At 35.2% G+C, this 15,004-nt stretch carries 15 protein-coding genes and 1 tRNA gene; 3 read left to right on the top strand and 13 right to left on the bottom strand.

What is annotated here, in order from left to right; translation table 11 throughout:
* Window positions 1-36 precede the first annotated feature (36 nt).
* From WD055_05485 to rsmG, 11 genes are all read right to left on the bottom strand, one after another.
* A complete protein-coding gene (locus tag WD055_05485) occupies window positions 37-330 on the bottom strand; it encodes an FAD-binding protein (GenBank protein MEX0849657.1) in 294 nt (97 codons plus the stop codon).
* Window positions 331-450: 120 nt separating this feature from the next.
* Window positions 451-1,053, bottom strand: coding sequence for a hypothetical protein (locus tag WD055_05480; protein ID MEX0849656.1), 603 nt, complete (start codon window positions 1,051-1,053; stop codon window positions 451-453).
* A 46-nt stretch (window positions 1,054-1,099) separates the two neighbouring features.
* A complete protein-coding gene (mreC, locus tag WD055_05475; protein MEX0849655.1) occupies window positions 1,100-1,858 on the bottom strand; it encodes a rod shape-determining protein MreC in 759 nt (252 codons plus the stop codon).
* Between the two features lie 10 nt (window positions 1,859-1,868).
* A complete protein-coding gene (locus WD055_05470; protein MEX0849654.1) occupies window positions 1,869-2,846 on the bottom strand; it encodes a tRNA-dihydrouridine synthase in 978 nt (325 codons plus the stop codon).
* Between the two features lie 115 nt (window positions 2,847-2,961).
* Entirely contained in the window at window positions 2,962-3,819 is an 858-nt protein-coding gene (locus WD055_05465; protein ID MEX0849653.1) for a hypothetical protein, read from the bottom strand.
* Between the two features lie 8 nt (window positions 3,820-3,827).
* On the bottom strand, window positions 3,828-4,454 hold the full coding sequence (locus WD055_05460) for a hypothetical protein (GenBank protein ID MEX0849652.1): 627 nt from the start codon (window positions 4,452-4,454) through the stop codon (window positions 3,828-3,830).
* A gap of 101 nt (window positions 4,455-4,555) precedes the next feature.
* The gene (locus tag WD055_05455) at window positions 4,556-5,455 is read right to left on the bottom strand and encodes a hypothetical protein (protein ID MEX0849651.1); all 900 of its coding nucleotides are present in this window, start codon (window positions 5,453-5,455) and stop codon (window positions 4,556-4,558) included.
* A 104-nt stretch (window positions 5,456-5,559) separates the two neighbouring features.
* Window positions 5,560-6,999, bottom strand: a complete 1,440-nt coding sequence (gene gatA, locus WD055_05450; GenBank protein ID MEX0849650.1) for an Asp-tRNA(Asn)/Glu-tRNA(Gln) amidotransferase subunit GatA — start codon at window positions 6,997-6,999, stop codon at window positions 5,560-5,562.
* A gap of 21 nt (window positions 7,000-7,020) precedes the next feature.
* On the bottom strand, window positions 7,021-7,305 hold the full coding sequence (gatC, locus tag WD055_05445) for an Asp-tRNA(Asn)/Glu-tRNA(Gln) amidotransferase subunit GatC (protein MEX0849649.1): 285 nt from the start codon (window positions 7,303-7,305) through the stop codon (window positions 7,021-7,023).
* Between the two features lie 19 nt (window positions 7,306-7,324).
* Window positions 7,325-8,722: an MATE family efflux transporter gene (locus tag WD055_05440; protein ID MEX0849648.1), complete on the bottom strand. Its 1,398-nt coding sequence runs from the start codon at window positions 8,720-8,722 to the stop codon at window positions 7,325-7,327.
* Window positions 8,723-8,812: 90 nt separating this feature from the next.
* Window positions 8,813-9,451, bottom strand: coding sequence for a 16S rRNA (guanine(527)-N(7))-methyltransferase RsmG (gene rsmG, locus WD055_05435; protein ID MEX0849647.1), 639 nt, complete (start codon window positions 9,449-9,451; stop codon window positions 8,813-8,815).
* Window positions 9,452-9,514: 63 nt separating this feature from the next.
* On the opposite strand from rsmG, the gene WD055_05430 reads away from it, so the two are divergent.
* Together WD055_05430 and WD055_05425 are read left to right on the top strand one after the other, a co-directional pair.
* Window positions 9,515-10,225 (top strand): hypothetical protein, encoded by a 711-nt coding sequence (locus WD055_05430; protein MEX0849646.1) that lies wholly within the window; start codon window positions 9,515-9,517, stop codon window positions 10,223-10,225.
* Between the two features lie 101 nt (window positions 10,226-10,326).
* Entirely contained in the window at window positions 10,327-10,953 is a 627-nt protein-coding gene (locus WD055_05425) for an orotidine 5'-phosphate decarboxylase / HUMPS family protein (protein MEX0849645.1), read from the top strand.
* Between the two features lies 1 nt (window position 10,954).
* On the opposite strand, the gene WD055_05420 is transcribed toward WD055_05425, so the two are convergent.
* Complete coding sequence (locus WD055_05420) at window positions 10,955-12,694, bottom strand: ATP-dependent DNA ligase (GenBank protein MEX0849644.1); 1,740 nt, start codon at window positions 12,692-12,694, stop codon at window positions 10,955-10,957.
* 157 nt (window positions 12,695-12,851) lie between these two features.
* Here WD055_05420 and WD055_05415 point away from each other — a divergent pair, with 157 nt between their 5' ends.
* Window positions 12,852-14,099 (top strand): hypothetical protein, encoded by a 1,248-nt coding sequence (locus WD055_05415; protein ID MEX0849643.1) that lies wholly within the window; start codon window positions 12,852-12,854, stop codon window positions 14,097-14,099.
* An 828-nt stretch (window positions 14,100-14,927) separates the two neighbouring features.
* Here WD055_05415 and WD055_05410 read toward each other — a convergent pair.
* A tRNA-Pro gene (locus tag WD055_05410) sits at window positions 14,928-15,003 on the bottom strand.
* Window position 15,004: the final 1 nt, after the last annotated feature.

The following is a 15,004-nucleotide window of genomic DNA, read 5'->3' as shown; positions in this document are numbered from 1 at the left end:
TCACTTGGCCTTTTTTATTATCTTAAATTATGCACTTCAGAGTTGAATCTGGGAATCAATAACAATGGCCTGAGTAAAAAATGCATGCCCACCTTGACTATGACGACTTCCGGCAATCGAAACTTTAAGATTATGTGCTTGAGCATACTGTATAATAGTTTGTAATTCTGCATAACTCTCTGGCATAACCAATTGATCTATTTTGGTTTGATTAAGACGAGAATAATCATTTATTTTTTGTATATCTGAATCGCAATGCACATGAGGTGCACAATTATTTGAAAAAAAAGAAAATATTATCAAGGTTAACAGTATATTTTTTAGTGACATCGTCACCTCCATATAAACTTTTTAAAAATAAGATCATGCCTAATATTTAACATAACAAAAATACAAAAAAAGTCTATGAGACAACATTTTCAGATAGAATATAAAAATAAGGTCTATTCACTAAGAACTTATTCCTGCAGCACAATTGCGATAAAGTTGCTCTAATGCATAAAGTATAAGCATATGCGCCTGATATATCGTTTTTTGTGTATCAGATAACTGCAGATCTTCATTGTCTTTTAAAAAATCTTTTAACATTAAAGAAACATCTGATTTGGCAGAAAACTTAATACCCGGAATTTCATTTCTTTGATGTAATTTTAATTGTTGCTGAGCCATTTTCCTGAACATTTTCCATTTTTGAACTCGTATGATCTCTTGTGTTTCACGTGAAGCATTATTAAATGCTTGTATCACTTGTTCATTTTTTTCTATTTTTGCAAAACAAACTTTTGCTTGAGCAAGAACCGACTGATCTTGCAATAACTCCGCAAGCGTTTTTTTATGCATACTTCTATAAACAGTTACAAGATCTGAATCACTTTTTAATACTGCAGCAGTTTCTACAAAACTACTGACAACATCATCATGCCTAAACAAAATGTCACTATCAAACTCGCTTTGACCAAATTGAAAATATATCGACATATAATGTTGATTATCAAGCGCAACAACAAAAGAAGTTGATATACATAATAAAAATAAAGAGTTAATTAATTTCACACAGATCCCTTTTTATATATTTAATAAATATGTATTAACACACGTATTATTCTATATTTACAATAATAGAGCAATAAGTAATCTGTGAAAAATCCACCAATGGATGACAGTTTATTTCGTAAGTAATATTTTTTTTTATATAATTACTCACCCGAGCTAACCCAAAACCGCGTGGAAAAATGGTGCCATGTCCACTGGAAATAATAACATCATCCTGTTTGATATCATGCAAATGACTCACATGTAACAATTGTAACAAGTTACTATTTGTTCCCTGCATTACACCACATGCCTTTGTTTGTGCACAACAACCGGCAACTTTACAACGTCTGTCGGTAATAAGCATACATTTGCAATATAAAGGATATAGTTTAGTAATTTTACCCACCAACATATCTTTGAACACAACTATCATGTCAACGTTAACACCATCACGAGCGCCTTTATCCAGCAAAACATACTGTTCATCATCACCTAAATGACGTTGTAATATCTGCGTAATCTGATGCGTTTTGGTATCATATCTTTTTTTGAATGTTATAAGTTCTTGCACATCTTGATTAAAATCATACGTTGCCTGCAGTTGTAGATATCTTTGCATCAAAGTATCATACCTATTTTGCAATGTATCACTATCAATGTGATTATCTGCATTATGCCGTTTGATAGGATCAATAATATATTGTTGTATTTTTATACATGGATAACTTATATAAGATAAAACAGTATCTGTTGGCAGAAAAAAAGCACAGAAAAACAGGATAGAAATTAACCCTATTACACTCACCTTTTTATTCAACAACATGATTATCCAATTATTTTAGTGCTTTACGTAGCCCTTCTCGCATCTCATGCTCATCGGAACAGACCATTAACACTTTGCGCAGATCACTCGCTTCAGGAATACCACGAACATAAAATGGTACGTGCTTTCTGAATATATATAGCGCATGAGATCCGTAATGTTCAAGCATATAATCAAAATGTTTCAATGCACATGAAAGTATAAATGCATTATCAATGATATACGGTTTGCCTGCTGCATGTGCTGCCATTTCTTGCAGTTTCCATGGACGTGCCCAAATGCCACGACCAATTAAAAAACCATCAACACCGGTTTGTTCATGAACCATCTTTGCAATTTTAAAATTAATGACACCACCGGAAAAAAAGACCGGAATTTGCAACGCTTGTTTAACTTGCGCGGCCAACGCCATATCTGGACGTCCATTAAATCGTTGGGTTTGCAAACGAGGATGAATCGCCAATGCATCAACACCACAATCTTGTGCTAGTTTTGCAACTTCAATCGCATTGCATTCTTTAAAACCGGCACGAATTTTAACCGTAAAAGGAATAGATAATTTTTTACGAAAACAGGTAAGAACTTTTTTGAGTCGAGGTAGATCTGCCATCAATGCAGAACCTGAACCGGAACTGATAACATTACGCGCAGGACAGCCAATATTCAAATCAATAATATCAACTCCTTTTTCAATAATCTTATCACATGCCTTTTCAATATAAGTATCAAAATTAGCTGCAACTTGATAATTGAGTGGGCGCTCAAGCTGCTCAAATTTCAGTGAACGTTTTGCCCCTTTATCATTTGCAACACAAGCTACATGACGCATTTCGGTATATAACAGCTCATCTTTTGAAAATTCACGCACCAATTTACGAAATGGCGCATCGGTGATGCCATCAAGTGGACCACCCATAAAACGGGGAAATGAGAGATTTCCAATAGTGATTCGTTCTTGCCAAAAAGATGATTTATCTGTCGATTGCATTGCTATACGTTCCTTACGCAAAACTATAATACCTAGAATAAACAAGTATATATCGAGCGAATTGCCCAATAGGAACAGTATAACACAGGAATTAAATCATGTTGAGCTCAAACTATCACAAACCGAGATTTCCTGGATTTTGCCAAAATTGCTCATCCATATACCCGGTAAATATAGGGTACGGCAGTCCTTTACGCTCAATCCAAACGTAAAATGGTTTATCAATAACTAATCGCTCTAATGGCATAGGCATTGAGCGAGTTACCGCAATAGCCACTGCGCTTTTAACGTGTGCGCCTTTTTCATTCATTTTGAACTTTGTTTGCTGTAATGCTTGAGAAATAAACCAACCTTTGATATCAAGATTCAATAACCAATTAAGTTGAAAGCTTTGATCATAATTAATCATCGGAATCACCGCAGAACCAAAATCAAAAAGCTGTTTTTTTTGCATGTTACGCAATGATACGACTTTATCAAAAAGTTCAAACTCAGTTAATTTTTGATCCGCAACGGTAACCCAGACGGTATCTTCATTTTTTGTTTGTATCGCAATAACCGGATGAGCGTAATCATCTAAATTATAAAAATTGATACCTTTTTTGAGTTCAAATGCATCATAGGTTGTATCATTTTTTATAATCGTTGTTTTTTGACCTTCATGTAACCAATGCACTAAAATATCTAAAATAGATACCACACCAAATGTTTGAGCTGAAAATTGCTCCAACTGAATGGAAAAACCTTCCTGCTTTAAAATATTATTTAAATAATCTGCATTATCAGAAACCCAGGTTCTCAATTCATCTTTATTGAACATATCTAACGTTGATCGATCTTTTACATATCGTTCAATAAAAGTTTTTTGTGTTGGATTAACTGCATGCACTTGTTGTAATGAATCAACATGCACAAAATCAAATGCACCCCATAATGCTGCAACTATTGGCCAAATAACAGTACTTAATATCATAACTGCTCCTATCTACTTTTACTTAAAATTTTTCTTTGACTTGGAATAATTCCATCACTGCGTCTTAAATATTTTCTTTGTGATAAATAATGAGTGCCCACAGTTCCTGCCGGCAAATATTTTTTGCATCGTTCAATAATACGTACTTTTACATCTTCAGGTGAAAGCATTTGTTGTATTTGCTCAGAAAATGAGTCTATCGAAAATTGTAATTTATTATTAATAAATAAAGCAAATACACATTTAACAGCATCACCATCAAACTCTGCTGTCATTAAAATTTTGCCATTTTGATTAGCTTCATAAATATCTTTGATCTCAACCGGAATATTTATTTCTGCCATCTGCTTACGATCTGGAAAAGTCACTATTATATAAGGACAATCAAAATTAACACTTTTCATTTGAAAAGGAGCTATCATTTCTTGAGTTACAGGATAGACACTTTGTAACGGATCGACTCGCTTTGTATAGACTTCTATTGCACCTGATGCTTTATTTCCAATCAAAAGCTGAAAAAACGATGATTTATCTAATGATGATATATTTTTTGATTCAATTTGTTTTAAATCAGCAGCATGCATACATAATGAAATATGCCCAAACAATACAATACATAACAGTTTTTTAATCATTTTTCATCCTTTATACGCTTTTTTCATAATAACAGCACTTATACTCTAATTGCAATTATTTCTTTAAAAAACATTAATAGTATTAGCATACCCGAAAATGACTAAAAACTATAGGCAACTTTTAATGCAGGAGAACCCTGCATATCAGTGTCAAAACCACAAGAAAAATGCTCTTTATATTTTTTCTCTAAGCGTAAATCAATTGTTTTATCTGCTGCAAATGCAAATAAAGTACCCAATCCTACGCCGGCAACCAATTGAGAAACATAGTGACGATTACAATTTAAGAATGTCGCACCCAAAAAGGTGGAGAAAATACCCAATGGTACTGCAGCTTTAACACCAAAACGCAAACCATACAAGACCGTCATAAAAGAAACTTCAGCCATGTGCCCTGACGGAAATCCACCTAATGCACGCTCTTTGCATGGAAAACGATCACACCATGGGCGCCTATTTGCATCAAAACGAAACTTCTTAATGAGATCTTTACCCCAAATGACAAATGGCATACCGATCAAAAAAACACGCCCTGTTGTTCGAAATTCTTCATTTTTACCAAATATCGTCATAAGGCCTAATACACCAATAGGAATGCCAATACCATATTGTGATGCGGTGCGACACCATTCGGGGACTTGATTAACATCTCTTTTACAACCATCATGGTGAAAATTTTTTTGCAAATCTTCATCAAATATGCGCGTCAAAACATATAAAGGAAAGGCAGTCGTCACCACTTTATAGGAATCAACACTAAATAATGCATATTTATTCAGATTAAATACATCGCGCCACAGACCACCCAAAAAATTTTCACGTGGCGATGCTTTGCGTGGAAAGCAATAGTTTCCATGCTTACTTATAGTAGTATATGGATTTTTTTTTTGCTTTTTATGATGTTTTTGTTTCACATGAGCAGCATTATGAGTATGCGAAACGGCCCAACTTAATGGGACTACATATAACAAACTGATCCATACTACTATCATTTTGCCCATCGCATTTCCTTCCCCCGATGCTTTTTATGATAAAAACAACATAAAAAAATAAGAAGGAAAAATGCAATAAAAAAGCTCGCGAATTGCTCGCGAGCCTACTTTTTTTAGAATCCTTGCGGGTGCATCTCATGCCATTCAGTTTTTTCTTGATAAGCATGAGCAGCTTGAAATAACAAACTCTCTGAAAGATGCGGACCCACTAACTGCATACCAATTGGCAAACCATCTTTACTCATACCACACGGAATTGAAATTGCAGGGTTCCCCGCTAAATTCATCGCGCAGGTAAAGTAGTCTTGCAAATCCATTTGCAATTTATTATTAGCATATGCACCGAATTTAAATGCCGGCGCCGGATGAGTAGGCATGATTAACAAATCAACATCAGCAAATGCTTTTACAAATTCACGTCGAATTAAACGTTGTACTTTTTGTGCACCATCATAAAATTGATCTGCATGTCCGGCAGAAAGTACATAGTTACCCACCATAATACGTGCCTTAACTTCATCTCCAAAACCATCATGGCGAGTTTTTTCATACATCTGCTTAAGATTTCCTGCATCTTTTGTGCGCATACCATAACGTACACCATCAAAACGTGCTAAATTCGATGCCGCTTCGGCACGACTTAAAATAAAATATGCTGCTGCAGCATAATCCAATGTTGGCAATGAAACACGTTTCACCTTAACACCCATTGCTTCATATTGTTCAATCGCTTGTTCAATAGCAGCAACAACTTCACTGTCCATACCTTCGGCATGCAAAGCATTATCAACAATACCAATAGTCAAATTATCCGGCAAAGTACCATCAAGACTTTGTGTATAATCAGTTTTTTCAACCATTAAAGTGGTACTATCTTTCACATCATGTCCCGAGATTACCGAACATACCATTGCGGCATCATAAGCTGTATGGGTAAAAATACCAATTTGATCGAGAGAAGAACCGTAAGCAACCAATCCATAACGAGAAACCAAGCCATAAGTCGGCTTAAAACCGACAATGCCGCAAAATGCTGCCGGTTGACGAACTGATCCACCGGTATCGGAACCTAATGCCCAAGGAACTAATCCTGCAGCAACTGCAGCTGCTGAACCGCCACTTGAGCCACCGGGCACACAATCAAGATTCCATGGATTTTTTGTTTTTAAAAATGCAGATGTTTCGGTTGAACTTCCCATAGCAAATTCATCCATATTTGCACGACCAACTAAAAATGCACCTTCATTTTTTAATCGTTCCGATGCGGTTGCATCATAAGGACTGGTGAAATCGGCCAAAATGCGAGACGCACAGGTTAGCCCACGATTTTGTTGTGCAATATTATCTTTTATCAGTCCGGGAATGCCATGTAATGAGCCATCTTTTTTACTCGATGTGACAATGGAGTCAGATGAAAAAACTTCTAATGCTGCGCCTATTTTTTCATTATAGGTTTTAAAACGATCAATATAATGATTTAAAACTTCTTGAGAGGTTATCTCTTTTTTTTCAATACGTTCTTTTAATGAGCGAATAGTTGAAAATGATTTCATGTATTACCTTTTTGTATTTACTTATTTATCTTCAATGATTGACGGCACCACAAAAAAATCATCTTCTCGTTCCGGTGCACGTTCTAAAATAGCTTCGGTATCAAATTCACCCATAACATCCTCACGGAACATATTTATATTTTTACTTGAAGGTTCTTCCAACTCAGCTGCTATTTCCTGAACGCGCGCTGCGTAGGCAAGAACATCTCCAAGCTGTTTTGTGAACGATTCAATCTCACTTTCATTGATTTCAATCGCCGAAATGCGCGCGATCTTTTTTACTTCTTCTTTTGAAATAAGTGCCATCTATAATCCTTGTAACTATTTATGTAGTTTGTTTCCAATAACCTGAACGAAATGCATGTACATATACAAGACTCATTAATGCATTGCCCGTATAAAATGCACCATAAATAAGTATAAACTTTAATGACATGTTTGTAATGGGCAACCATTGTGAAATAATATATGATACCGGTACAAAATAACCAAAACAGATAAGGAGTCGTGCACCAAGCACTATTTTTACATTTCCTGAACCTCGTAAGGCACCCGATAAAATAATCTGCAATACATCAAAAAATACCAACATGCTCAATAATGGAAATACTGATGCTGCCATATCAATAAAATCACCCTGTTTATCAAAAAACTGTATAAAAAATTTAGGACACAATGACATGATTAATAATAATGAAAAAACCAACATTGACGCTAATAATATAACTTTTTTTATATTTGATTTTATTGATTGCCAATTTTGTATACCAAAATCATTACTTACTAAAAAAGTGATAATTTGTGCACATGCAATAGCAGGCAAAAAAGCAAAGCGTTCCATATCTTTAACGACACAGAATGTTGCGATCGCATTTTCTCCTAACGGTTTCATCATGCGTAACAGCCAAATGTAGGCCAAAGCCATAGTAGATTTATCTAATATCACCGGCCAACTCACTTGCAATAACCGTTTAATTTCATGTGGCTGATGAAATATTGAAAAGAGACTTAATCCGTATTTACGATTTTTTTTGTTAAGTAATACATAGCCTATAACAACAACCGACATCAATACATACTGTATAATTGATGCAACGGCCGAACCATGTAAACCCATTTCAGGCAAACCAAATGCGCCAAATATCAAACCGTAATCTAGTATTAAAAAAATAAAAGAACCAAAAATAAATATCTTCATAGTTGCACGTGAATTTTTTATACCACGTAAAAACCCAACAAATGCAAAAAATATAAACATGAACAAAACACTTAACGCCTTCAAACGTAAAAACGGTACCCCTAAAGAAACCAACTCCTTTGGAAGATACCAAGCATATAAATGTTGTGCCCCAAAATATAACATTGCTGTAAACAGAAGGCCAATCATAATAGTGGTCCAAAAAGCATCACGCAATACACGCCCAACCGCTTTGAAATCTGATTTACCGTTGTAAATACCGGTCATGATAATTGTACCCACCGAAAGCGCTTCCGCAACCTTAATAACCCAATGTATCATATTATTTGTTGCACCTAAAACACTATACATCGGCGTAGAATGCAAATTACTTACAAAATATGCATCTAAAAATATAGGTAGCGAATAAATAATAAGATTAGTTACAAATTCAGGTAAAAAATACCGAATAATTTGAGGATAACTTTCTCCATGGACGGCGTCTTTAACACCATCAATATAACTTTGCATAAGATTTTTTTTCATAGCCACCTCTTTGCGTAACACATCGAATGTTAACATGGGTTTAGATATAAAGTTCTTTTATACTAAAGACGAACCATAAAATGTAAACATTCAGTTACTTATTTTGTTTGCAAAAAAAATATAGCGACGTTTTTTATCTCCAACAACATATGTTTTTTCATCTTTAATATATGCTTTTGTCGCATCACTTGGTCGCCAATGCTGTGATGCCCAATAAATTAACTCTGCATTTTTATAAATTGAACTTGGCTTATATATACGCAACAGCTCAACCGGCTGCAATGATGCACGGGCCAAAAAGAGGTCTATTGGTATATCAGATGCACGTAAAAAAGTACGCCAATCGTCAGAAACAAAATGCACATCATCCAGCCCAAGCTGACCGACAACTTCTTGCATAAAACGAATTTTTTTATTATTTACTTCAATTAAAATCAATTGCACATGCGGAAATAAAATTTTCAAAGCAATACCGGGAAAACCGGCACCGGCACCAACATCTGCAACCGTATGATATTTTTTAAAATCTACGAATTTAGCTATTTCAATCGAATCCTGAAAATGATGCTCTACAATACCCTCAATATCAGTAATTGCTGTCAGATTCATCTTTTTATTCCATTGTTGCAGCAATTGAGCATACAATTGAAACTGCTCTATTTGCTTGATAGTAACGTTATTTCGCTTATCAAACACAGGCCATAATATCATTTTCTTTTTATTATTCATGGTTATAGCTCTTTTTTTGAGTAACTATAGATTATTTTATATTCGGTTTGGTATGCTCAAAACATGAAGAATAAAGCATATAACTACCTTATTTTATCATTTTTTTGTCTCTTTATAAACCTCCATGCTGATCATGTTATAACCATGTTCCTGGAGCCATACCCTTTGCTACCTGAAAATAGCGATACCCGGCTATTAGTTAATAAACTTAAAAAACCGGGTAAAATAGCTAAAATGCACCTAAAGTCACTCAAAGGCTCCCCGGAAATCAAAGGTATTTTTGCTACATATGGCGGTTTTTTGGATATGTCGAACTATAATGGACAAATCTCATTTCCAAAAAAACATGCAAATCCTATGGTATATATACTCATAACAGAAAAAATAACGCCGGTAATGATGGCCGGAAACACCATTCATCATTGGGAAATAGAACAAAACACCAATGCAACAATGTATAAAGCTGAACGTCTACATGATGAAAGCGAAGAAACCTTTTATTGGCTGGTCCAAGAAGTTCCTTTACCAAAAGACAATCGCATTCCACTAGAATCTATTACCGTTCTGGCAAAACCAAAAAATATTTTTGTACCGGAAGGTATTACACTCACACAAGATACACCCAATTTAATGTTGCCATCAATTTTTGTAAAAAAAGGAATCAAAATTAATACCAATGCATTATATATATTAAATTTGCGTCAATTCTTTGGACAATTGTATCCAATATACAAAAAAGAACCTGCACGTTATCTAACACAGATAAAAGGATAGCAATCGCTTATTTGATAAAAAAATCACCGGACTCTTTTTCAAAATATCAAAAATAATATATAGTTGCAGTTATATTAAGTGAGCACGTAATGGGAGTACATATGAAATTACAAATCTCATTTGATTTGACCGATCTTGATAAAGCAATAGATATTGCCACACAAGTCGTCGATCAATGTGATACCATTGAAATTGGAACCATCTTGTTGTATACATATGGTCTCGATGCAGTAAAACGTTTTCGTACAACTTTTGCAAAAAAAACATTACTCGTTGACACCAAATTGATCGATTGCGCTGAACCGATCATCGAACCTATAGCTGATGCAGGAGCTGATTGGATAACTGTCATGGCCGGATCAGATAAAAATGCTATCCATAGCATGTGCAAAGAAGCACATAAACATAATCTCAAAGTTATGCTCGATTTAAGTGATGCCTCTTCCCGAGCACAATCTGCAATGGAAGCAAAAAATCTAGGTGCTGATGCATTAATTTTCCATCACATTTATGATGATGATGCTGCATTAATCTTTTTGGACAAATGGCAAATGATCAAAGGAAATGCTTCATTACCTATATATATCTCTGCCCACATTAACCAATCAAGTTTTAATCAAATGGTAGGGCTAAATCCAAATGGCTTAATCATAGGACGCAGTATTGTTAATGCAGAAGATCCAAAAGAAGAAGCACAATATTACTATAATATTTTATTAAAAGATTAAACTACCGCATTAACTGAATATCATAAAGATGCTTCATTTCATCAATATCTGTAGCATCTTTTGCAGACTTATCAGGACGATATCCCATGAATCGTGGAAAACGTAATGCAAAACCTAAATGTTCATCTGATTTATTTGCAGTATGAATCGGTGATAAGGTAATTTCATCTGCACGAACCATGCATACTAATTCCGGATGCACCCATACATCAGGCGCCAAATCTTTTGCACATGAAACATTTTTTGGTTGTTGATCAACTTTGATTGCATCACACCTCTTTTTCAATTCACGCCAATCATCATCTTTTAAACCGGTACCAACCTTTGCAATAGTTTCAAATTGATCAGTCTCTTTATTATAGACACCCACCAAAAAAGCACCGATGCCAAAATTGGCACGTTTACCATGGCCATAATAATATCCTAGAATGACACAATCAATCGTGTCATCCAAATGACCCTCTTCTTGTCGTTTCAATTTTATCCAATTGAAATTACGTTTACCCGGTGTATATATCGAGTCGGGACGTTTAACCACCAAACCTTCAAGACCGGCTGAAATGTTTTCTTGAAAATAATTCAACAGTTGTTGCGGTTCAGTCATATAACGTTCATCAATTGCTTGCACTTTTTCATCGTTAAATCCATCTAATAGAGTAAGCAATGTTTCACGACGCATCATATGTGATTCATCAATCAAACTTTGATCATCAATATACAATAGATCAAAAAGATATACTTGTAATGGAAAATCCTCGATAGCTTGGTCAATACCATGTTTGCGTTTTCGTTTTACTGTTTCTTGAAATGGTAAAAAGTTTTTTGTATTCGGATCATATACAATTGCTTCACCTTCGCAAATCATATTGGTAACCGGTAGCTTTGCAACAGCTGCAGTCAAATCCGGAAACATATATGACATATCTTGTAGATTACGAGAAAAAAACCAAATTTTTGGTGTATCACCTGATTTATCCAAATGAACTTGCAAGCGAAAACCATCCAGTTTTGGCTGCGCAACACAATGACCCAATTTTTCCATTACTGCCTGCGCTGTTGGTAGGCGTTCTGCAGCCGCCGGACGAATAGGAATACCAAGCTTTACATGCAATTCACGCAAACCATCAATACCTTCAGTTTTGAGTATATATGCAATCATCCCAATATCAGCACATTTATTATACGCATATTCAATATCTTTTTTAATGCCCTTATCGCCGATCGCCATCCATGATAATGCATCAATCAACGTCATATCAGAAAAGCCTAAACGCAATTTACCAAGCACCATACGCACAACATATTTTGCCGAAACAGCATCTAATGATGCCAACAAAGATTGCAATGCTCTATTTTTTTCTTCTGATGAACCGGTCCCATGCATTTGCTCAATTTTTTTTAATGTTTCATACACATCAGTTACTGATAACTCACCAGTTGATTCCCATCCACCTTGCGCAACCACCAAACCTAAATCACCCAAAACATCTAATTGATCTTTCACATGTTTTTCTGATGCACCTTGTAATGCCGCAATAACTTTTATCATGTTTTTACTGGCAATGCTAAATTTTGTACCGATATAAGGAGGATCTAATTGACCAAGTGATAGATTACAAATAATTTCAGCCTCTCGTGGATCAGCCCGTTTGAGCAAATCAGCAAGCAACTGCGTCATATCCAGTCGAGAACCGGTATCATCTATTTTTTGAAAATATTGGGATACTATATTAAATTCCACACAAAATCCTTAATGTACAGCTAAAAGCAGTTTAAAAAACCTTTTTTTTAGTATAAACCACAAAGTAAACCTTAACAAATCTGTTATCAACCCATCGCTTTTTATTGCAAAATGAAACCAAATCATAGTAATATGTAAAAAAAGACCAGGAGAGAAAATGAAAAAAATATTACACTTGATATCTATAACATGCGGTGTATTTAGTCTTATTCACACAGCTGCAGGCCCACAAATAGTAGTTAATAATAATAATCTAAACGTTATTGACTATAGTGGAGAAGTTGCTCGACAAAGTAAAAATACATGTGGCTTACATGCAGCAAAAAACAGCATCGCTTTATATAATTTTGCAAACGGTACATTCACCCATTCCCAACTCATTGAAGCTTTAAAAAAACAAGTAAACAGTTGTCCAAGCGGCGGATCATTTTCGGACAATGTGTATGCACAAGCAAATCGTTTAGGTTTTTCAAAAAATAAAATCAGTGTACTTGAGCAACCGGAAAACTTAGATTTCATGCCGGTGCAAGAAGCGGAAAAACTGGCGAATATCGCTAATGAACTATTACAACAAAAAGATGTATATCATGCATTTGCATTAGGCAAAAGAGGAGAACATTACATTGGTGTAGTATTATCACGAAAAAACGGTCAAAAACCGATTTTCTATATTGCTGATTCATTAAAAAATGTGAATGATCCTACAAATATTTCATTAGTAACAGAAAATCTATACCCTCCACTCATTCAAGGCCCATATTACATACGCACTAATATTATAAATAATTTAATGAAAAATGCTCAAAACAATATGACACATACACCTGAAGCTGCCTTGCTAAATGTTATTGAAATTATACAATACGCACAAAAATATGAATTATTACAAAATCCAAAATTTATTAATGATTACCAAACAAAATTAATTAGTATACTCACAGCAATAGAACCGGCATTAACAAATCATGATAATGCACTCGCGTTGTATACAGTTACATATTTAAATACCGATCATGATGAACGCGGTGCATGGAACCCACCTCAAAAAACTTCACCTGAAATATCAGTAGAAATTCTACAGCAGCCCGCTCAACAAGAAGAACTGCAACGGCAACAAGTAAAACAAGAGCAAACTGCACGCGAAGCTGCATTGCAATTACAAAGACAAGAACAAGAGAGACAGCGCTTACAATTAATAACTCAACAGCGCACATCACCAAAGTCGACTCCTACAAAGTCAATAAAACATCTGAGTGATCAGCAACTGGGCAACTTACTCAGAAACGTAAGTAAAACATCTTTGACCCCAGCAGAACGCACATATTTAAATAGCTTCGCAGATATAAAAGCTCCACGTGGATCAAGAAAACGTATTGCTGCTCTTATTTTACAAAAAGCACGGTAATTAAATAATTAAGTTAATTCATCCAAAAGGGCTTGATAACATGCGTAACGAGAAAACTCTATAGCATCCCATACTTGGTTACCAATATGCTGTATTTTTTCAAGAACATGCCACCCTTCTTGAGTCAACAGATTATGAGTTTTATCCGCTTGTACAAATGTATTGATCGCCAAGTTTGGCACATAAGCCAAAACAAAATCTGCAATACTAAAACGTTTATACAGTAATGCGTCATCATTTTCAACGAAGTTGTGCACATCTTGAGATTTATTAAATGCAATATCATAAAGACCGCCTAACTGTTTTTTGACATCAGCTAATGCATCAAGCATAAAGACTCGCGCTTGCGAACGCATTTTCGAGACAGCCTGCTTTGCACACTTAGTTGATAAAACATCACCATGGACCACCTGTTGTGCAACGTTGGCATATTGTTGACAAACAAGCTCTTGTTCATCAAGCAATTCCCAAAATGCTTCTAAAGTTGCTATGTTTTCACGATGTATTCTATATGGTCTGTCATGAGATGGATTAAGTCTTGTTTGCGCAATATTCTGCCATGCATGCCACATTTCAATTGACATCTGCAAAGCTGCTGTTTGTGCTTCTTGAGTAATTTTAGAACGATGAGCAGAAACTGCAATCAAATCACGAATTGCTTCAAGCTCTTGTTGATTTATGCGTAAGTCGCCATTTGGATAATAAATATGCTGCAACGCCCATTCTTTTGCATAATCACGATATTTATCTGCATAAGAGTGCATAGAAATGAAAATGAGAAGGAAAAAAGAGAAAAGAAACGCTTTATTCATACTGCTTCCTTTTTTATGGTCGGGATGGCGAGACTCGAACTCACAACCCCTCGCTCCCAAAGCGAGTGCGCTACCAATTGCGCCACATCCCGA

This window comes from Candidatus Dependentiae bacterium, from assembly GCA_040878395.1.
Classification (GTDB): Bacteria; Babelota; Babeliae; order Babelales; family Vermiphilaceae; genus JAKBEL01.
The sequence above is the reverse complement of the archived record's forward strand: the minus strand, read 5'-3'. Positions and strand labels throughout refer to the sequence as shown.

Excerpts from the sequence above, each read along its gene's own strand:
- WD055_05485 (MEX0849657.1), bottom strand. The coding sequence starts at position 330 with ATGTCACTAAAAAATATACTGTTAACCTTGATAATATTTTCTTTTTTT.
- mreC (MEX0849655.1), bottom strand. The coding sequence starts at position 1,858 with ATGTTGTTGAATAAAAAGGTGAGTGTAATAGGGTTAATTTCTATCCTG.
- WD055_05470 (MEX0849654.1), bottom strand. The coding sequence starts at position 2,846 with ATGCAATCGACAGATAAATCATCTTTTTGGCAAGAACGAATCACTATT.
- WD055_05465 (MEX0849653.1), bottom strand. The coding sequence starts at position 3,819 with ATGATATTAAGTACTGTTATTTGGCCAATAGTTGCAGCATTATGGGGT.
- WD055_05460 (MEX0849652.1), bottom strand. The coding sequence starts at position 4,454 with ATGATTAAAAAACTGTTATGTATTGTATTGTTTGGGCATATTTCATTA.
- WD055_05455 (MEX0849651.1), bottom strand. The coding sequence starts at position 5,455 with ATGGGCAAAATGATAGTAGTATGGATCAGTTTGTTATATGTAGTCCCA.
- gatA (MEX0849650.1), bottom strand. The coding sequence starts at position 6,999 with ATGAAATCATTTTCAACTATTCGCTCATTAAAAGAACGTATTGAAAAA.
- gatC (MEX0849649.1), bottom strand. The coding sequence starts at position 7,305 with ATGGCACTTATTTCAAAAGAAGAAGTAAAAAAGATCGCGCGCATTTCG.
- WD055_05440 (MEX0849648.1), bottom strand. The coding sequence starts at position 8,722 with ATGAAAAAAAATCTTATGCAAAGTTATATTGATGGTGTTAAAGACGCC.
- rsmG (MEX0849647.1), bottom strand. The coding sequence starts at position 9,451 with ATGAATAATAAAAAGAAAATGATATTATGGCCTGTGTTTGATAAGCGA.
- WD055_05430 (MEX0849646.1), top strand. The coding sequence starts at position 9,515 with ATGAAGAATAAAGCATATAACTACCTTATTTTATCATTTTTTTGTCTC.
- WD055_05425 (MEX0849645.1), top strand. The coding sequence starts at position 10,327 with ATGAAATTACAAATCTCATTTGATTTGACCGATCTTGATAAAGCAATA.
- WD055_05415 (MEX0849643.1), top strand. The coding sequence starts at position 12,852 with ATGAAAAAAATATTACACTTGATATCTATAACATGCGGTGTATTTAGT.